Genomic DNA, 19,672 nt, shown 5'->3' on the forward strand with positions numbered 1-19,672 from the left:
AGGCGACCCGGGAGCTTAACAAACTCTTACGCATCCTTTCATTCAGAAAGGTGGCGCCATGCCCGGCGCCAGTCGTACAGGCCTCAGCCGCGCGGCGTGAAGGAGGCTTCGAGCGAGCGCACGGCCGCCGCCACATCGGCCGCTTCCGTGACGGCACGCACGACCGCCGCACTGCCGACCCCGGTGGCGAGCACCGGGCCGATGACGGATTGATCGATACCGCCAATCGCGACGAGCGGCACATGCCCGTTCAGTAGCGCGACGTAATGTGCGAGGCGGACGAGGCCTTGCGGCGCGGTCGGCATCTGCTTGGTCGTGGTCGGGAACACGGCCCCCATCGCGATGTAGCTGGGATTGAAATGCTTCGCAACCAGCATTTCATAAAAGCCGTGCGTCGACAGCCCAAGCCGCAGGCCCGCCGAAGCGATCGCTTCGAGATCTGCGGTCTGCACATCCTCCTGTCCGAGGTGCACCCCATACGCCCCGGCGTCGATCGCGCGCTGCCAGTGATCGTTGATGAACAGGCGGGCATCGCATGCGCGCGCTGCACGCACCGCACGGGCGATTTCGGTGTCAAGCACGTGCGGATCGTTCGACTTGGTGCGAAGTTGCAGCGTACGCACGCCAAGATCCAGCAGACGTTCGATCCACTCGGCGCTTGGCACGACCGGGTAGAGTCCCAGTGCATCGGGGCACGCGGCGAAGGCATGCGGGAAGCCCCGCAAGCCCTCGATACGCGGATACGTCGCGAGATCGGTCGGCCACGCCGGCGATACCGCGCAGCCCGAAACCGCCAGCCCCTCGGCGCGCGCGCCGCCGCCTGGGCTACCCCATGACGAGGGTGACGCCGCCGATTCACCTGCGACACCGGTATCGCCACGCCACGCTAGCGCAAGCGTCAGCGCATCGTGGAGATCGAAATCGCAGGCTGCGAACGCTGCCAGCGCGGCAAGCCAGTCGTCGGATCGCGTCCCCGACCAGGCGTAGACCGCTTCGCCGATACGCAATTCGACGCGCTCCGGCGCGGCTTCTATGATCGCCGCCCCTGCAGCCAGCCACGCGCGGCGTTCTTCCGGATGCGATTGCGCATCGATCAGCACGCGGACGTCGTTGCGGCCGATCGTCGACGGCGTCGACAGGCAAAACCGCCATGAGCGTGCCGGCTGCGGCCAGGCGCGACCCAACGATGCACGGATGCCATCCGCCGCCTCGAGCACTTCATCGGCGGGCGGCCAGAATGCGTCGCGGTCGATCCGCGCGACTTCGTTCACAACATTCGTTGCACTCATTCAACCTGCCCCGCAACGTGGCCAGCCGCTTGACCCGCAACTTGACCCGCGGCCTTTGCGCCGCCCCCGTGATCAGCATCGTGGCCAGCACCCCGTGCTCCGGCTTGCGCGGTGTCCTGATGCCAGAACGGCATGCCGATGGTTGGCGTACTCGCTTGCGCGCTGTCGCGTTCGGGCATCGGCCCGGACAAATAGCCACTGCGGCCCGCTTCGACGGCGAGCGCAAACGCACGCGCCATTCGAGCAGGCGCCGCGGCTTGCGACACCGCCGTATTGAGCAGCACGCCGTCGAAACCCCACTCCATCACCTGGCAGGCATGGGAAGGCACGCCGAGTCCGGCATCGACAATCAACGGCACGTCCGGCAGGCGGTCGCGCAGCACGCGCAGGCCGTAGGGATTCACGATCCCTTTTCCCGTGCCGATCGGCGCGCCCCACGGCATCAAAGCCTGACATCCCGCATCCAGCAAGCGCCGGCCGACTACGAGATCCTCGGTGCAATACGGCAGCACCTTGAAGCCGGCGCGCACGAGCAGGCTGGCCGCCTCGACGATCCCGATCGGATCGGGCTGCAACGTATAGTCGTCGCCGATAAGTTCGAGCTTGATCCAGTCCGTCTCGAACACTTCGCGCGCCATTTCGGCCGTCGTGATGACTTCCTGCACCGTATGGCAGCCCGCCGTGTTCGGCAGCAGCGGCACGGCGTATTGCTTGAGCATGTCGAAGAACCCGACGGTGCCGTCCGCGTCCGCCGCCATCTGGCGGCGCAGCGCAACGGTCACCATACCGGGGGCGCACGCCTCGATCGATTCACCGAGCGTCGCAAGCGAGGGATAGCGCGCGGTGCCAAGCAGCACGCGGCTCTCGAATCGCTCGCCGTAGAGCATGAGGGTGTCGTCCATCTGTTCCTTCATCTGATCGTTAGTCTGATCGTTCATCCGATCGGTTTTCTGTCGGTTTCGATTCGGCTCAGCCGCCCGTGACGGGGCGCACAACGTCGATACAGTCACCCGGCTGAAGCACATGCGCGGCATGGCGCGCGCGGGCGACGAATGCACCGTTGACCGCGACGGCAAACGGCGGTTGAGCACCGTAGCTCGCCAGGGCGTCGGCCACGGTCGAATGGTCGGGCAGGCTCAGCGCCTGCTGGTTGATCTGTATATCCATCAGTCTTCTGTCGATTGCGCTGCGTAGATTGGCCGTGCACATTGCGGTGCCGCCACGGTCTCACTGCCGCTCCACGCGTTGAATACGTCCAATACCTTCGCTGCGTTCAATGCCGTCGTGCATTCAATCCGGTGCCCGCCCTCACGCCGTCTCGCCAACGCGCGCGTCGCGCGCAAACAGCGCGGGCCATTTCGACGCTGCGACCCACTGCTCGAACGCGTCTGTGCCGCTCAGCGCCTGGTCCGCCTGGGCCAGCGCGAATTCGACGGCCGCAGCCGACACCTCAGGTGCAAGCATGTAGCCGTGCCGATAGAGCCCGTTGACTCGCAGCATGCGATCGTTGACCCGCCGTATCTGCGGACGATGATCCGGTAACGTCGGCCTGCACTGCGTGGAGAGCTCGAGAATACGGGCCTCCCCAAAGCCGGGATGAATCGAAAACGCCGCACTCAGCAGCTCGAGCGACGAGCGCACGCTGATCGGCGACATGTCTTCACCTTCGATCTCGGTCGCGCCGATCACGTACAGGTCGTTCTCCTTCGGCGCGATATACAGCGGGTAGCGCGGATGCAGCAGCCTGACCGGCCGCTGCAAGCCGATACCCGGCGCGTGAACGCGCGCAAGTTCGCCGCGTATGCCACGCAGGCCTTGCCACGCCCGCTTGGCGCCGAGGCCGCGACAGTCGATCACCGTCCCTGCCGGCAGCGCTTCGATCGCCGCCTCGTCGAGCGTCGTGTTCCAGTGCGTGTCGACCTGGCGCTCGACAAGCCCGTGCGCGACGGCCGACAGCAGTTGCCGGTTGTCGAGCTGGCCTTCGTGCGGCAAGAGATAGCCTTGCTGAAACCGCCCACCGAGCGCCGGCTCGGCGCGATCGAGCGCTGCGCCCGCCAGCGTTTCCAGCCCGCCGGTTAGCAACGACGCCGGCGCATTGACGCGCAGCCGGCTCGTAAAAATGGCCGACTCCGCACGGTCGCTCGGGTGCCAGACGACCAGCGTGCCATTGCGCTGAAAGAAGACCGGTGTCGGCAGCGCCGAAAGCAGCACAGGCCATGCCTCGAGCGATGCCGCTCCCAGTTCGGTGATCAGCAGGTCGGCGGACGCGGCTTCGGCGAGCGGTGCGAGCATCGCCGCGGCGACCCAGGCTGCGGCCGAGCGCCCCTGCGCATCACCCTGCTCATACAGCGAGACGCGAGCGCCTGTGCCGGCGAGCCGCCATGCAATGAGCCGGCCGATCAGACCGCCGCCCACCACGGCAAAGTCGGTGCGGGAAGGTGTTGGGGATGCTGCGGGCACGTCCATCGATTCTTTCCCAAAAGTCGGGCTAATAACGGTATGGACGAAACAAGGCAGGAGAACGATCGCAGGCTCGCGACGGTTGTCGCGATTCCGGCTCGATGAGCCGCGCGTCGGCACGCGCTGACAAGGCGATCAGGTCGTGCATCCGGCACCGGGCTGGCAGCGCGGCATCGTCGGCACGGACTTCGAAAACTCGCTGGGCGGTGTCGAAAACTTCCCGCGCCGGCATTACCCGGATCGGGTCCTAAGGGTCTTTTCTCAGCCTTGCGCGCTGGTCGCAAAGCACCCCTGTTTCGTCCCGACCATTAAATCACAGATGGCCAGTGGGCCGCAAACGACTGCCGCTGCCCCCGACCGCGGTCCGCAAGCCGACCGCCATGCGTGTTATCTATCCCAATAAATTGTCCAAATCGCCGCGCCCGCCGCGGTTTGTGCCTCTGGCACAATGGCCAAACATTTTTAAGTCTCAATAAAGCTGCGCATCGCAGACTCGCTGCGATCGCTCCGAGCGCCATTCGACGAGACACGCATGAACGATAAAGTCGCCCCGCTGCACACATCGGCCAAGTCGACCGATCCCTCGAAAGTCACCGCCTGGAGTCTGATCAAACCGTACTGGGTATCCGAAGAGCGCTGGAGCGCACTGGGACTGCTCGCACTGGTCATCGCGTTGAACATGCTGCTCGTCTATTTGAACGTGCAGTTCAACACGTGGAATCGCGAGTTCTACGATGCGCTCGCCGGGAAGAACGCGAGCCAGTTCCTCCACGCGATGTTTCAGTTCAGTTATCTCGCGTCGGCCTATATCGTGATCGTCACGGCGCGTACCTGGTTTCGACAGCTCGTCGAAATTCGCTGGCGCACCTGGCTCACGACCCGCTTCGTCGAGCGATGGCTGGGGGACTTCGCGTTTTACCGCATCGAACGCGACCGGCTCGCCGACAACCCCGACCAGCGTATTTCGGACGACCTTGAATCGCTGGCAAGCACGACACTCTCGCTATCCCTCGACCTGTTATCGACCGTAGTCACCCTGTTCACGTTCGCGTCGATCCTCTGGCATATCGGCGGCCCGCTGACCTTTACGGTGGCGAGCACGACCATCACGATTCCAGGCTATATGGTCTGGGCCGCCGCACTCTACGCATTCGTCGGGTCGCTCGTGATGCTGCGATTCGGCCGTCCGCTGGTCGCGATCAACTATCAGAAGCAGCGCGTCGAAGCCAATTTCCGCTACTTCCTGATCCGCGTGCGCGAGAACTCCGAGCAAATCGCGTTCTACGGCGGCGCACCGACCGAACGCAAACAGGCGCGCACGACCTTCCAGGCCATCGTCGATAACTGGCGCGGCATCATGACGTATACGAAGCGCCTGACCATCGTCAACGCGTTCTATAACCAGCTTGCCAGCGTCTTCCCGATTTTTGCCGCCGCGCCCCGCTACATGGCCGGTGCCTATCCGATCGGCACGTTGTTCCAGATCGCCGATGCGTTCGGCACGGTCAGCGAGTCGTTTTCATGGTTTATCAGCAGCTTCACGACGCTGGCAGGCTGGCGCGCCACGGTCAACCGGTTGCGTGAGTTCGTGCGCTCGATTGACGAGCAACATACGCGCGAAGCCATGTCGCCCGCGACCGAGCATGGCGGCATCAATCGGCATGTCACGGACACGCCGACGCTCAAGACACACGACCTCGTGCTCGCGCTGCCCAACGGTGCAGTGCTCTCGCGTCCGGGTTCACTCGACCTCAGGAAGGGGGCACGCGTCATCGTGCGCGGAGCATCGGGCACGGGCAAGAGCACGCTGCTGCGGGCACTCGCCGGCCTCTGGCCTTTCGGTGAGGGTTCGATCGAAGTGCCCGTCGATGCGAAGCTGCTGTTCGTGCCGCAGGTGAGCTATATCCCGGTCGGTACCTTGCGGGCCGCAATCGCGTATCCCGCGGAAGCCAAGGCGTTCACCGACGACGCGTATCGTGCGGTATTGCGCAAGGTGAAGCTCGACGACTATGTCGGTGACCTCGATGCGGATGCGCACTGGACGCAACGTCTGTCACCTGGCGAACAACAACGCCTTGCCTTCGCGCGGGTACTGCTTCAGCAACCGGACTACGTGTTCCTCGACGAATCGACAAGTGCGCTCGATACGCCGACCGAGCGGTTCGTATACGAGTTGCTGTTGCGGGAGCTGCCCGATGCCGCCATCGTCAGCGTTGCGCATCGCGAATCACTCGACGCCTTCCACACCGAAACCATCATGATCGTGCGCGAATCGGAAACCGCGGCCGCGTAGATTGCGCCGGTTTTACTCCGCGCGGAGGGCGTGAGCGTCACGCCCTCCCCGACCTCTTTTCGCAAAAGCAGAAACTTCCTACCCCCTCCGGGATTGCTTCTCCGCCCAATACCCATAAAAATTATGGGTATGCACTCGAATCTGCTACCCTTCAAACTCGACGATCAAAGCCTGCGGCGGTTAATCCGCGAAGCCGCGGCGGACACATCACGTGTGTGGTTCGTCAAGCATGCGAGGCAGCGCATGCGAGAACGGCGGATCACGCCCGCACAGGTGTTTGATTGCCTGCGGCGCGGAAACCTCACGGAGCCCGGTTTTGTGAATTCGCGCGGACACTGGCAATGCACGCTGATGCGACGATGCGCTGGCGACGATATCCACGCAGTGGTGGCATTGGAGCGGCATGAGAACGGTGACTGGGTCGCCGTTGTGACTACCTTCTGAGAGATGAACCATGTATCACTACACGGAAACCGGCCTCGAGAATGTGTGGCTGGAAAACGGATACCTGCGCAGGAAAACCGCCTATGGCACCGCCGTGGCGATCGAAGATGCCGATGGACTCCATCGCGCCATCGGCCGGGCACTGGCTCACCAGAGCTATTTGAGGGCTGCCGAGTTCCGCTTCCTGCGAAAGGAGCTGGATCTGTCTCAAGCTGGCGTCGCCGAGCTGCTGGGCACCTCGGAGCAAACGGTCGCGCTGTGGGAGCGCCACGGAAAGATCCCCAAGACAGCCGACCGGATGTTCCGCGCGATCTATATCGAAGCGATCGACGGTAACGTCAGGCTCAAGGAGCTGGTTGAGCGCGTCGCCGAAAGGGAACGCGCCGACGACGAGCGGTTCGTGTTTCAGGATACCGACGACGGTTGGCATCCGAAAGTCGCCGCATAGGCCCATAAAAAAACCCCGAAGTCCCGGCGCAAACCGGTTGTTCGAGGTTTTTCGAGATTATTTGCGGTCACCACGTCGGCAACCGCTCTACGCAAGCACGGATCAGCGCGGCAGTTCCGAGCTGCCCATCAGGAACGCATCGACAGCGCGAGCAGCCTGGCGGCCTTCACGGATCGCCCACACGACGAGCGACTGGCCGCGCCGCATATCGCCGGCAGCGAACACCTTGTCGACGTTCGTGTAGTACGCACGATCGCCTTCCGTTGCAGCACGCGCATTGCCACGTGCGTCCTTGTCGACGCCAAACGCGTCGAGCACGGTCCCGACTGGCGACACGAAGCCCATGGCGAGCAGGACCAGATCCGCCTTCATTTCGAACTCGGAGCCCGGCACTTCCTGCATCTTGCCGTCCTTCCATTCGACGCGTGCAGCGATCAGCTTGTCGATCTTGCCGTTGCTGCCTTCGAGACGCTTCGTTGCAACAGCCCAGTCACGCGAGCAACCTTCTTCGTGCGACGACGACGTGCGCAGCTTGATCGGCCAGTACGGCCAGACCATCGGCTTGTTCTCTTCATCGGGCGGTTGCGGGAGCAGTTCGAACTGAGTAACGCTGGCCGCGCCGTGACGATTCGATGTACCGACACAGTCCGAGCCCGTATCGCCCCCACCGATCACGATCACGTGCTTGCCCGTCGCCTTGATCTGATGATCGACGATGTCGCCCGCGTTGATCTTGTTTTGCTGCGGCAGGAACTCCATCGCGAAGTGCGTGCCCGCGAGCTCGCGCCCCGGCACCGGCAGATCACGCGGCATTTCCGCGCCACCGGCAATGACGACCGCATCGAAGTCCGCCTTCAGTTGCTTCGGTGAAATCGTCTCGCGCGCACCATTCTGGATGTGCACCGGGAACCCTTCTCCACCGATGTACACGCTGTTGCGGAAGACTACGCCTTCGCCTTCCATCTGCTCGATACGGCGATCGATCAGGCCCTTCTCCATCTTGAAGTCGGGAATGCCATAGCGAAGCAGACCACCGGCGCGATCGTTCTTTTCGAAGACCGTGACCGAGTGTCCGGCGCGCGCGAGCTGCTGTGCGGCCGCGAGACCTGCAGGACCCGAGCCGACGACGGCAACCTTCTTGCCCGTCTTGTGCTTGGCCGGCTGCGGCTGGACCCAGCCTTCGTCCCATGCCTTGTCGATGATCGCGTGCTCGATCGACTTGATGCCGACCGCGTCATCGTTGATGTTCAGCGTGCACGCCGCTTCGCACGGCGCCGGGCAGATGCGGCCCGTGAACTCCGGGAAGTTGTTCGTCGAGTGCAGGACTTCGATCGCCGCCTTCCAGTCCTGGCGATACACGAGGTCGTTGAAATCGGGAATCACATTGTTGACGGGGCATCCGTTGTTGCAAAACGGGATGCCGCAGTCCATGCAGCGTGCGCCCTGGATCTTCGCGTCCTCATCGGACAGCGCGAAGACAAATTCCTTGTAGTGCTTGGTGCGTACCGTCGACGGTTCGTACGTCTCGTTGCGCCGCTCAAATTCGAGAAAACCGGTTGCCTTGCCCATTCGATTCTCTATCCGTATTGGTGAGGATCCAGCGGTCGGAGCGCGATGCGTATCGGTCGATACACGCGCGCTTCGCCGCCTGCCTTGTCAGTGTCGATATGCCGCGGATCAGGCCGCGAGCGCTTGCTTGCTGGCCTTCGCGCCCATTTCGCCAAGGGCCCGTTTGTAGTCGACCGGGAACACCTTGACGAATGCCGCGCGCGACGTTTCCCAGTTCTCGATCAGCGACTTTGCGCGGATCGAACCGGTGAACTGGAAGTGACGTTCGATCAGGTCACGCAGTTGCTGCTCGTCGCTCTGGCCACGATGCCAGAACGCGCGATCGAGCACGCGCTCCTGCTCGACGACCGGCAGCACTGGCTCGAGCGCCACCATCGACGTGTTGGCCTTCGCGCGGAACATGCCGTCCGGGTCGTAGACATACGCGACGCCGCCCGACATGCCCGCCGCGAAGTTGCGGCCCGTCTCGCCGAGCACCACGACCGTACCGCCCGTCATGTATTCGCAGCCGTGATCGCCCGTGCCTTCGACGACAGCGGTCGCACCCGAGTTACGAACCGCGAAGCGCTCGCCCGCGACGCCACGGAAGAAGGCTTCACCCTCGATGGCGCCGTACAACACCGTGTTGCCGCAAATGATGTTGTCTTCGGCCTTGCCGCGGAAGTCATTCGTCGGGCGGATGATGATCCGGCCACCCGACAGGCCCTTGCCGACGTAGTCGTTGCCGTCGCCGACGAGATCCAGCGTGACGCCCCGTGCAAGGAACGCGCCGAAGCTCTGGCCGGCCGTGCCCTTGAACTGGATGTGGATCGTGTCGTCCGGCAAGCCATCGTGACCGTAGCGACGCGCGACTTCACCCGACAGCATCGCGCCAACCGTGCGGTTGACGTTGCGCACCGGCTGGATGAACGACACGTGTTCGCCGTTTTCGAGCGCCGCGCGTGCCTTGTCGATCAGCGTGTGATCGAGTGCGCGCGCAAGACCGTGGTCCTGTTCTTCAACGTGGACACGCGGCACTTCAGCCGGCGCGTCGCACAGATAGAAGATGCGCGAGAAGTCCAGGCCCCGCGCCTTCCAGTGCTCGATGCCCTTCTTCATATCGAGCAGGTCGGCACGGCCGATCAGCTCGTCGAACGAACGCACGCCGAGCTGCGCCATGATTTCGCGGACTTCTTCTGCGATAAAGAAGAAGAAGTTCACGACGTGTTCGGGCTGGCCGTTGAACTTGCGGCGCAGCACCGGATCCTGCGTCGCAACGCCGACCGGGCACGTGTTCAGATGGCACTTGCGCATCATGATGCAGCCTTCGACGACGAGCGGCGCGGTCGCAAAACCGAACTCGTCGGCGCCGAGCAGCGCACCGATCACCACGTCGCGGCCCGTCTTCATCTGACCGTCGACCTGCACGCGGATGCGGCCGCGCAGGCGGTTCAGCACGAGCGTCTGCTGCGTTTCGGCAAGACCCAGTTCCCACGGCGTGCCGGCATGCTTCATCGACGACAGCGGCGATGCGCCGGTGCCACCATCATGGCCTGCGATCACGACGTGATCCGCCTTCGCCTTGGCCACCCCGGCAGCCACCGTACCCACGCCGACTTCGGAAACGAGCTTGACGGAAATGCCGGCCTTCGAATTGACGTTCTTCAGGTCGTGGATCAGCTGCGCCAGATCTTCGATCGAGTAGATGTCATGGTGCGGCGGCGGCGAGATCAAGCCGACGCCCGGCACCGAATAACGCAGCTTGCCGATGTAGTCCGACACCTTGTGACCCGGCAACTGACCGCCTTCACCGGGTTTGGCGCCCTGCGCCATCTTGATCTGGATCTGGTCAGCCGACGTCAGGTACTCGGCCGTCACACCGAAACGGCCCGATGCGACTTGCTTGATCTTCGAGCGCAGCGAATCGCCTTCCTCGAGCTCGAGGTCGCGCACGACAGCTTCCGTGCCGAGAATGCCGGCCAGCGTCTCGCCCTTCGTGATCGGAATGCCGCGCAACTCATTGCGATAGCGGCGTGCATCTTCGCCGCCCTCACCCGTGTTCGACTTGCCGCCGATCCGGTTCATCGCGATCGCGAGCGTCGTATGGGCTTCCGAGCTGATCGAGCCCATCGACATCGCGCCCGTCGCGAAACGCGTGACGATGCTCTTCGCCGACTCGACCTCGTCGAGCGGAATGGCCTTGGCCGGATCGACCTTGAATTCGAACAGACCGCGCAGCGTCATATGACGCTTGCTTTGGTCATTGATGATGTTCGCGTATTCCTTGTACGTCTGATACGAGTTCGAGCGTGCCGAGTGCTGGAGCTTCGCGATCGCATCCGGGGTCCACATATGCTCTTCGCCGCGGATACGGAACGCGTATTCGCCGCCTGCGTCGAGCAGGTTCGCGAGCACGGGGTTGTCGCCGTACGCTTCGCGATGCAGGCGCACCGCTTCCTCGGCGACTTCAAACAGGCCGATACCGCCGACGTTCGACGCCGTGCCGGGGAAATACTGGTTGATCAGCGCCTTTTGCAGACCGACGGCTTCGAAGATCTGCGCACCCGTGTACGACATGTACGTCGAGATGCCCATCTTCGACATGACCTTGTGCAGGCCCTTGCCGATCGCCTTGACGAAGTGCTTGACCGCCTTTTCCGGCGTCAGGTCCTTGCCGAGCGACGGTGCCAGCGCCTGCAACGTTTCCATCGCGAGGTACGGATGGACGGCCTCTGCGCCGTAACCGGCGAGCAGCGCGAAATGGTGAACTTCGCGTGCCGAACCCGTTTCGACGACCAGACCCGTGCTCGTGCGCAGGCCTTGCGACACGAGGTGGTTATGGATGGCCGAGGTCGCCAGCAGCGCCGGGATCGCGACGTTGTCGCGGTCGGCCTTGCGGTCCGACACGATCAGGATGTTGAAACCCGACTTCACCGCGTCGACGGCTTCCGCGCACAGCGAAGCGATACGCGCTTCGACGCCTTCCTTGCCCCATGCAACCGGATAGCAGATGTTCAGGTCGTACGAACGGAATTTGCCGCCCGTGAACTGGTCGATGTCGCGAATCTTTGCGATGTCGTCGAAGTCGAGCACCGGCTGCGACACTTCAAGACGCATCGGCGGATTGACGTGATGCGTGTCGAGCAGGTTCGGCTTCGGGCCGACGAACGACACGAGCGACATCACCATGTTTTCACGGATCGGGTCGATCGGCGGGTTCGTGACCTGAGCGAACAGCTGCTTGAAGTAGTTGTACAGCGGCTTGTTCTTGTTCGACATCACCGCGAGCGGCGAGTCGTTACCCATCGAGCCGACCGCTTCTTCGCCGCTCGCCGCCATCGGCTGGAGCACGAACTTGACGTCTTCCTGCGTGTAGCCGAACGCCTGCTGCAGGTCGAGCAGCGACGCGCTGTCGCGCTCCTTCGCTTCGTTCGGCGCGGCTTCGATCTCGTCGAGCTTGATGCGCACGGCATCGATCCAGCTCTTGTAGGGCTTGGCGTTGGCGAGGTTGTCCTTCAGTTCCTTGTCGTCGATGATCCGGCCGTGTTCCATGTCGATCAGGAACATCTTGCCCGGCTGCAGACGCCACTTCTTGATGATCTTCGACTCGGGCACCGGCAGCACGCCGGCTTCCGACGCCATGATCACGAAATCGTCGTCGGTGATGCAGTAACGCGCGGGACGCAGGCCGTTACGGTCGAGCGTGGCGCCGATCTGGCGGCCGTCGGTGAACGCGATCGCCGCGGGGCCGTCCCACGGTTCCATCATCGCGGCGTGATACTCGTAGAACGCGCGACGGTTATCGTCCATCAGCGTGTGCTGTTCCCAGGCTTCGGGAATCATCATCATCATCGCGTGGACGAGCGGATAGCCGGCCATCAGCAGCAGTTCGAGGCAGTTGTCGAACGATGCCGTATCCGACTGGCCCGGATAGATCAGCGGCCACAGCTTGTGCAGGTCATCGCCGAGCACAGCGCTCGAGATCGCGCCGGTACGCGCCGACAGCCAGTTGACGTTGCCCTTGACCGTGTTGATTTCGCCGTTGTGCGCGACAAGGCGGTACGGGTGAGCCAGTTCCCAGGCCGGGAACGTGTTCGTCGAGAAGCGCTGGTGAACAAGCGCGAGTGCCGAAACGGCACGCTCGTCCTGGAGGTCGCGGTAGTACACGCCGACCTGATGCGCGAGCAGCAGGCCCTTGTAGACGATCGTGCGCGCCGACATCGACGGCACGAAGTATTCCTTGCTGTGCGCGAGCTTGAGTGCCTGGATCCGGTGGCTGGCCGTCTTGCGGATCACATAGAGCTTACGTTCGAGCGCGTCCGTGACCATGATGTCGCGACCACGGCCGATGAAGATCTGGCGGATCACCGGCTCGCTCGCCTTGACGGTCGGCGAAATCGGCATCGTGTGATCGACCGGCACGTCGCGCCAGCCGAGCACGACCTGGCCTTCGGCCTTGACCGTGCGCTCGAGTTCCTGCTCGCACGCGAGACGCGATGCGTGTTCCTTCGGCAGGAAGATCATGCCGACGCCGTATTCGCCTGCCGGCGGCAGAACGACGCCCTGGCGCGCCATCTCTTCGCGGTAGAACGTGTCGGGAATCTGGATCAGGATCCCGGCGCCATCGCCCATCAGCGGGTCGGCACCGACGGCGCCCCGGTGGTCGAGGTTCTCGAGGATCTTGAGGCCCTGCTCGATGATGCCGTGGCTCTTCTTGCCCTTGATATGAGCGACGAAGCCGACGCCGCATGCGTCGTGTTCGTTGGCCGGGTCGTAGAGACCTTGAGCGGCGGGCACGCCGATTTGCGTGCCGAGGGTCGTTTGCGGGTCTTTCATCTTGACACCCTGGTTGGGGGCTGTGGGGACAGCCGGTGGAACCGGAAACGTATTGGGGGCCCAGGGACGGGCTGCCGGACTGCGTCTGCTCAATGCCACGGATAGGACACGACACTACGACGTCTGGTGGGTGCCGCGGATAGGGCACCACGAGGAAACCTGCCGGAATTCGGAATATACGCGACGAATCAGCGAATTACCAAATAAATCTCTATGATCCGACCCTCTATATTGCAGTTGCACCAAAAGCGATGAATTTTATTGGGGGCAGATTAAATTTTCACCAAAAAAGACCCGCGATTCGAAGCGGGTCTTTTGTTTGACGGGCGGCCGATAGCGCGGGCGTTTCGTTTATCCGTTGCGCCCCATGCGGCAGCGCGTTGTGAAATTGCGACGCTACTCAGCGATCACTGAATTTTTGCGTGCGCTAACGCACAGTGCGCGATGATGCGCGCTAAGGGTTAGCGAAATGCAGTGAGTCTTAATCGACGCTCTTAACCGACGCGACGCTGCGGATCGTCTTCGGTTGTCGGCGCTGTGGGCGGATCGTCCGCGCGGGTTTTACGCGGCCGGCCTCGCGGGAGTGGTGAGACACGGCGATTCGCCTGACGCGCGCACCAGTCGAGCCACGCTTCGGAACCGATCACCCAGCCCTTGAGGGTCGCCTGCTCGAGCAGGTCGATGTCTCGTTCGTCGAGCGGCTGGTCGATCATTTCCTTGTAGCGGCGCTGGCGCTCGAATGGTGTATTACCGAGCGACCAGTACTGCGCGTGGTCGGTGATCAGTGCGTCGAGGATGACACCCGTGTGATGGGCGAAGCTCGTCCATTTGTAGTCGACCGGATCCGCGACGATTTGTGCGCGAACCGGACGCAGTTCGACGAGTCGGCTGCACAGGAGGAAATAGCGTTCGCTCTCGAGCACGGTCGCACGGTAGCGGCCTTCCCAGAGCGTGCCGCGCCGGCCGTAACGCCGGTTGAAGTGCGCGACGTAGCGGCGTCCGACGGCCTGCATGGCCTTCGGCAAGCTCGTTTCTTCGCGCGGCGTCACGAGCAGGTGAACCGCGGACGGCATCAGCGAGTATGCATGCACGGCCAGCGAATGGTCGCGCGACGCCGCTCGGAGGCAGTCGAGAAACAACGCATAGTCTTCCGCGTCAACGAACGCGGACTGGTTGTCGAGGCCGCGCAGTATCACGTGCTGCGGCTGGTCCGGTACATATAGTCGGGCTAGGCGGGCCATGCTCAGGTTCCGTGTGATCGCGATTGGAGTATACCCGTGCCCGCAAAGTTCAACCGGGCAGGAAAACGGCCTGCGACGCGCGCAAGCGAGCAACGGCGCGGCTTTTAGGCTAAAGGCTCTATCGGCGAGCCTTCATCGTTTCAAACGTTATCGTCATAATCGGTTCCGCTTTCATAAGGAGGAGACAATGAACTACAAGATCATCGCTGCGGGGGCGATGGCGCTAGCCTGCGCGGGTGCTGCGAATGCACAGTCGGCAGGCAGCCTGATTCTGAGCACGGGCTGGTTCCACCTCTCGCCGCAGGACGAGAGCAGCCCGTTTACGCTTCAGTCGCGCGGGGGCTCACCCGTCAATCAGCAGATCCCGAACACGGGATCTGCAGTCAGCGATTCAGACACGATCGGCTTCACGGCCACCTACTTCGTCACGGACAACATCGCAGTTGAAGGCGTGATGGGCGTGCCGCCGAAGTTCGACCTCACGGGTGAAGGTCAGCTCGCACCGTTCGGCAAGATTGGCGACGTCAAGCAATGGAGCCCGACGCTGCTGCTCAAGTACTACTTCGGTCAGGCAACGCAGCGCTTCCGTCCGTACCTTGGCGTCGGTGTGACGCGCGTATGGTTCACGGGCGCCGAAATCACGAATCAAAGCTTTATTGCCAATACGCCGATCCTCGGTGGCCCGACCTCGGTCAACGTCGACAGCAAGTGGGCACCCGTGTTCAACGGCGGTTTCACGTTCCAGATCACCGACCACTGGTATGCGGGCTGGTCACTGTCGTACATCCCGCTCAAGACGACTGCCACGCTGGATACGCCGAACTCGCCGTCGCCGGTCGGTCCGTTGCATAGCGTCGCCAAGGCCGATATCAAGCTGAACCCGATCATTTCGTACATCAACGTCGGCTACAAGTTCTAAGCGCATTCAAGCCGGTTTCGCGTATTGAACGGCCGGTATTGAACGACACCTGACCGGACATCAATCCGGGCGATCAGCCCGGATGCCCCACCGGTGTCCGGCGCGTTATCGAATACACAGGGGCAGTTGAACAACATAACAATTAAGCAGTGACATTGCCGCGCCCGCACACTTCCGTGTGCGGGCGTTTTCTCTTGGGCGTGCAATTCCTTCCGCGTGCTCATTGCCCGTGTGGCGCGCGCCGCACGACGCCCCGCTTTCGGAATACGGCACCTTTCGCGCACGCCCACCCATCCGGCGTCATGATGGCCGCCTGACGCGCGCAAGGCGACACAGGGCGGCAAACGCCCGTCAGTCCTGCACTCCCCGACGGCTATGTGGCCCGCACGACATTCGGATCGAACCTGAATGACACATGTATGACCCTCTTCGGGCATCGCGCTTGCTGAAACGAGGTTTCCATCGCGCACTTTGCGCGGTTCTTTCGTTCACCGACTGGAGAACTCCATGACCGCGTTTTTTCATACCCGGGATGCTGTCGACGATTCCATGCAAGCCACCCGCCGCCATATGAAACGCATCGCCCGGCGCGGGCGCCATGCCGCGAACGATATCGGCGACGAGCTGCGTACGCTCCTCGACGAGCTCCAGGTGTGTCTCGCTGACGGCACACAAGCCGACGTCAATACCCTGCGTGGCCAGATCCGTGATCGCATCAACACGGCTCGCTCGAAGCTGGACTCAACGCGCGATGTCGCGCGTGACCGCGCCATCGCCGCGTTCAACCAGACCGACGAGTTCGTTCACGAGAAGCCATGGCAAACCATCGCCGCCCTCGCCGGCGTGGCGCTCGTGGTCGGCGCGGTGCTCGGCCGAAAGACGTTTCATTGAGTCGCTCGGGCGCGACGCGCTGCAGCGAGCCCACGACGTGCCGCAGTGAATCGTGCAGGGCATAGACGCCGGCCACCCTGGCTAGCGCTATGTCCTGAGTTCACGCGCTCATTCCTCGTCGACGACGAATAGCCGACGATATTCCTTCATCGCGTACCGGTCGGTCATGCCGGCGATGTAGTGCGCAATCAATCGCGGCTGATCCGCTGCGTCGCTTGCCTGATACTGCGGCGGCAACAGCCGCTTGTCCTGCGCAAACGCGTTGAACAGGCCTTCCACGATCCGTCCAGCCTTGTTTGCCATGCGCATGACGCGATAGTGGCGATACAGATTCTTGAACAAAAAGCGCTTGAGCTCGAGCGCCTGTGCCGCGACCGCGGGGCCGTGCGCGACCAGTTGCGGAGCATGACGCACGTCGTCGATACTCGACGGCGCATGACGCGCGAGGTTGGCCGCCGTTGCGTCGATCAGGTCCACGATCAGCGTATTGATCATGCGGCGGATCGTTTCGTGAATCATCCGTCGGCCGGTGAGCGACGGAAAGGCGGTCAACGCGGCATCGCGATGGACGCGCCAGAGTTCGAGTTCGTCGAGCTGCTCGAGCGAAAGCAACCCTGAGCGCAACCCGTCGTCGAGGTCGTGATTGTTATACGCGACCTCGTCGGCGAGGTTGGCGATCTGGGCTTCGAGAGAGGGCTGACGCCCCTGTAGAAACCGCTCACCGAGCTCACCGAGCCGTTGCGCGTTGTCACGCGAGCAATGCTTGAGAATGCCTTCGCGCGTCTCGAAACACAGATTCAATCCGTTGAATGCACCGTAGTGCTCTTCGAGTTCGTCGACGACCGCGAGGCTTTGAAGATTGTGCTCGAACCCACCGTGGTCGCGCATGCAATCGTGCAGTGCGTCCTGTCCCGCATGACCGAACGGCGTATGTCCGAGATCGTGAGCAAGCGAGATCGCCTCGACGAGATCCTCGTTGACGCGCAGGTTGCGTGCGATCGATCGGGCAATCTGCGCGACTTCGAGACTGTGCGTCAGACGGGTCCGAAACAGGTCGCCTTCGTGATTCACGAACACCTGCGTCTTGTACTCGAGGCGGCGAAACGCAGTCGAATGGATGATGCGGTCACGGTCGCGCTGGAATTCGGTGCGCGCGGCCGGTTTTGCCTCGGAAAAGCGCCGGCCACGCGATTCGGCCGACCGCGCCGCGTAGGGCGCCAGATGCGCTTCCCAGTCGAGTGACGTGTCCTGCAGCGCCATCGGCGTCGTTGAACTGCCCGCTACTGCCACTCCCGCCCCCTTGTGTGGAATATGCAACGGTACGTCGCCGCGATCGGGATGCGCCGGCCAGCTCACCCGGGTTAGCGCGTCTGAAGCGGCATGGCCTGCCGCGTCGCGCTGTCGACGGGCGCCAGTCTGCACATTTCGGTCCGAAGCTCGAGCCAGGTCTCCCAGGTCAGGCGCCTAACCAGGCGCCCCCACCTAGTCCCCCCGGCTAGGTGCCCCCAGCTACGCGCCCCGGGCTAGGCGCCCCCAGCTACGCGCCCCGGTCATATCGACGCGGCCAGCGTCGCCCGGAGGTCCGCCTCCGGCACGCCGGTGATGACGGCCTCGCCAATTTTCTTGAGCAGGATGAACTTGATTTCACCGCCTTCCGCTTTCTTGTCGACGCGCATCAGGTCGATGTAGCGCTCCTCGCCGAGCGCCGGAGCACGCGTCGGCAACTTCGCCTCGCGCGTGACCTTGATCAGGCGATCGCGTGACGCTTCACTGAGCAAACCGAGCCGGGTCGACAGGTTCGCCGCCATCACCATCCCGCAGCCGACCGCCTCGCCATGCAACCACTCGCCGTAGCCAAGGCCGGCCTCGATCGCATGGCCGAAGGTGTGGCCGAAGTTCAGAATGGCGCGCACCCCGCCTTCACGCTCATCTTCGCCGACGACCTTGGCTTTGAGCTCGCACGATCTGCGCACGGCGACGGCGAGCGCCGCTTCGTCATAGCTCGACAGCGCTTCGATATTCGCTTCGATCCAGCTGAAGAAGGCGTGATCGGCGATCGCTGCCGTCTTGATGACTTCGGCAATCCCTGCGGCAAGTTCGCGCGGCGGCAGCGAACGCAGCACTGACGAGTCGGCGATCACGGCCTGCGGCTGATAAAACGCGCCGATCATGTTCTTACCGAGCGGGTGATTGATCCCCGTTTTTCCGCCGACCGACGAATCGACCTGTGCCAGCAAGGTTGTCGGGACCTGGATAAACGGCACGCCGCGCATATACGAGGCTGCCGCAAAGCCGGTCATGTCACCGATCACACCACCGCCGAGCGCAATGAGCGTGGTCTTGCGGTCGGCCCGTTCCGCGAGCAGTTTGTCGAAGATGCGGTTGAGCGTCTCCCACGTCTTGTGGGCTTCGCCATCCGGCAAGACGATGCGGATCACGGTTTTGCCAAGCGGCGCGAGCGACGCTTCGAGCCGCTCAAGATAGAGCGGCGCGACGGTTTCGTTCGTGACGATCGCGACCGTCTTGCCGCGAATATGCGGCTCGAACAAGTCGGTGCGATCGATCAGGGCGGGACCGATATGGATCGGATAGGCGCGTTGGCCAAGGTCGACGGTGACGGTAATCATGCCGACATTATGACGCAGACGGCGCGCCATCCGCGTGACAAAGCCGTTCGGACGTGTTCGCCAGACAGGTCGGAGAGAACAGACTCTCGCGTCGGATTCCGACGCGAGAGGTCAGGAAATGGCCGCCGGTGGAATGGTCATGCCGGCGACTTCGAGTTGCATCAGGACCATGCTGACGAGCGCGTTGACCGACGGGCGGCCTGTTTCGATCGTGTAGTGCGCGCACTCGCGGTAAAGCGGATCGCGCGCGGTATAGAGCGACTCGAGCTTCGCGCGCGGATCGTCGGTCTGCAGCAGGGGCCGGTTCTTGTCTCGACGCGTGCGCAGCCAGAGGTCATGCGGATGCGCGCGCAGATAGATCACGAGACCGCGCTGATTCAGCCATTCGCGGTTATGCGGCGCGAGGACGGCGCCTCCCCCCGTGGCGAGCACGATACCGTTGCGCTGGGTTAGCTCGTCGATCACCAGAGACTCGCGCGCGCGAAACCCGGTTTCGCCTTCGTGTTCGAAAATCACGGGAATCTTGACGCCCGTGCGCGCCTCGACTTCATGGTCCGAATCGTAAAACGGCCGGTCGAGCCGCTTCGCGACCGCGCGCCCTACCGTGGTTTTCCCCGCACCCATCAGGCCGATGAAGAACACATTGGCGCAGGCCTTGGGGTCTTCCAAAATATGC

Annotated in this window: 13 protein-coding genes, 2 pseudogenes and 1 riboswitch; of the genes and pseudogenes, 5 read left to right on the forward strand and 10 right to left on the reverse strand. The window is 63.0% G+C overall.

Annotated features, from left to right (window positions below; translation table 11 throughout):
• Positions 1-83: 83 nt before the first annotated feature.
• The 4 genes and pseudogenes from thiE to ACMFWR_RS18065 all read right to left on the reverse strand — a co-directional run bounded on the left by thiE (position 84) and on the right by ACMFWR_RS18065 (position 3,755).
• Positions 84-1,289, reverse strand: coding sequence for a thiamine phosphate synthase (thiE, locus tag ACMFWR_RS18050; RefSeq protein ID WP_413192953.1), 1,206 nt, complete (start codon positions 1,287-1,289; stop codon positions 84-86).
• Positions 1,290-1,390: 101 nt separating this feature from the next.
• Positions 1,391-2,203 (reverse strand): annotated as a pseudogene (locus ACMFWR_RS18055) (thiazole synthase); the annotation flags it as partial.
• Positions 2,204-2,258: 55 nt separating this feature from the next.
• Positions 2,259-2,456: a sulfur carrier protein ThiS gene (thiS, locus tag ACMFWR_RS18060; RefSeq protein WP_413192954.1), complete on the reverse strand. Its 198-nt coding sequence runs from the start codon at positions 2,454-2,456 to the stop codon at positions 2,259-2,261.
• 141 nt (positions 2,457-2,597) lie between these two features.
• On the reverse strand, positions 2,598-3,755 hold the full coding sequence (locus ACMFWR_RS18065; protein WP_413192955.1) for an FAD-dependent oxidoreductase: 1,158 nt from the start codon (positions 3,753-3,755) through the stop codon (positions 2,598-2,600).
• 194 nt (positions 3,756-3,949) lie between these two features.
• Positions 3,950-4,052, reverse strand: a riboswitch (TPP riboswitch).
• A gap of 229 nt (positions 4,053-4,281) precedes the next feature.
• Between ACMFWR_RS18065 and ACMFWR_RS18070 the strand changes: the two genes are divergently transcribed.
• The 3 genes from ACMFWR_RS18070 (at position 4,282) to ACMFWR_RS18080 (ending at position 6,934) form a co-directional block, all read left to right on the forward strand.
• Positions 4,282-6,042, forward strand: a complete 1,761-nt coding sequence (locus tag ACMFWR_RS18070) for an ABC transporter ATP-binding protein/permease (RefSeq protein ID WP_413192956.1) — start codon at positions 4,282-4,284, stop codon at positions 6,040-6,042.
• A gap of 243 nt (positions 6,043-6,285) precedes the next feature.
• Entirely contained in the window at positions 6,286-6,486 is a 201-nt protein-coding gene (locus tag ACMFWR_RS18075) for a DUF4258 domain-containing protein (RefSeq protein WP_413192957.1), read from the forward strand.
• A gap of 10 nt (positions 6,487-6,496) precedes the next feature.
• Positions 6,497-6,934, forward strand: a complete 438-nt coding sequence (locus tag ACMFWR_RS18080; RefSeq protein ID WP_413192958.1) for a helix-turn-helix domain-containing protein — start codon at positions 6,497-6,499, stop codon at positions 6,932-6,934.
• 102 nt (positions 6,935-7,036) lie between these two features.
• On the opposite strand, the gene ACMFWR_RS18085 is transcribed toward ACMFWR_RS18080, so the two are convergent.
• The 3 genes from ACMFWR_RS18085 to ACMFWR_RS18095 form a co-directional block, all read right to left on the reverse strand.
• Positions 7,037-8,503, reverse strand: coding sequence for a glutamate synthase subunit beta (locus ACMFWR_RS18085; protein WP_413192959.1), 1,467 nt, complete (start codon positions 8,501-8,503; stop codon positions 7,037-7,039).
• Positions 8,504-8,611: 108 nt separating this feature from the next.
• Positions 8,612-13,318 (reverse strand): glutamate synthase-related protein, encoded by a 4,707-nt coding sequence (locus ACMFWR_RS18090; RefSeq protein ID WP_413192960.1) that lies wholly within the window; start codon positions 13,316-13,318, stop codon positions 8,612-8,614.
• A gap of 494 nt (positions 13,319-13,812) precedes the next feature.
• Positions 13,813-14,559 (reverse strand): transposase, encoded by a 747-nt coding sequence (locus ACMFWR_RS18095; RefSeq protein ID WP_413192961.1) that lies wholly within the window; start codon positions 14,557-14,559, stop codon positions 13,813-13,815.
• Between the two features lie 187 nt (positions 14,560-14,746).
• Between ACMFWR_RS18095 and ACMFWR_RS18100 the strand changes: the two genes are divergently transcribed.
• Positions 14,747-15,478, forward strand: coding sequence for an OmpW/AlkL family protein (locus tag ACMFWR_RS18100; protein ID WP_413192962.1), 732 nt, complete (start codon positions 14,747-14,749; stop codon positions 15,476-15,478).
• Between the two features lie 507 nt (positions 15,479-15,985).
• Positions 15,986-16,369 carry a DUF883 family protein gene (locus tag ACMFWR_RS18105; protein WP_413192963.1) on the forward strand — a complete coding sequence of 128 codons (384 nt, stop codon included), beginning with the start codon at positions 15,986-15,988 and terminating at the stop codon, positions 16,367-16,369.
• A gap of 108 nt (positions 16,370-16,477) precedes the next feature.
• Here ACMFWR_RS18105 and ACMFWR_RS18110 read toward each other — a convergent pair.
• From ACMFWR_RS18110 to ACMFWR_RS18120, 3 genes and pseudogenes are all read right to left on the reverse strand, one after another.
• Positions 16,478-17,605 (reverse strand): annotated as a pseudogene (locus ACMFWR_RS18110) (deoxyguanosinetriphosphate triphosphohydrolase); the annotation flags it as partial.
• 314 nt (positions 17,606-17,919) lie between these two features.
• Positions 17,920-18,996: a 3-dehydroquinate synthase gene (gene aroB, locus ACMFWR_RS18115; protein WP_413192964.1), complete on the reverse strand. Its 1,077-nt coding sequence runs from the start codon at positions 18,994-18,996 to the stop codon at positions 17,920-17,922.
• 111 nt (positions 18,997-19,107) lie between these two features.
• The gene (locus ACMFWR_RS18120) at positions 19,108-19,620 is read right to left on the reverse strand and encodes a shikimate kinase (RefSeq protein ID WP_413194950.1); all 513 of its coding nucleotides are present in this window, start codon (positions 19,618-19,620) and stop codon (positions 19,108-19,110) included.
• Positions 19,621-19,672: the final 52 nt, after the last annotated feature.

This window comes from Pararobbsia alpina, assembly GCF_965118125.1.
Taxonomy (GTDB): domain Bacteria; phylum Pseudomonadota; class Gammaproteobacteria; order Burkholderiales; family Burkholderiaceae; genus Pararobbsia; species Pararobbsia alpina_A.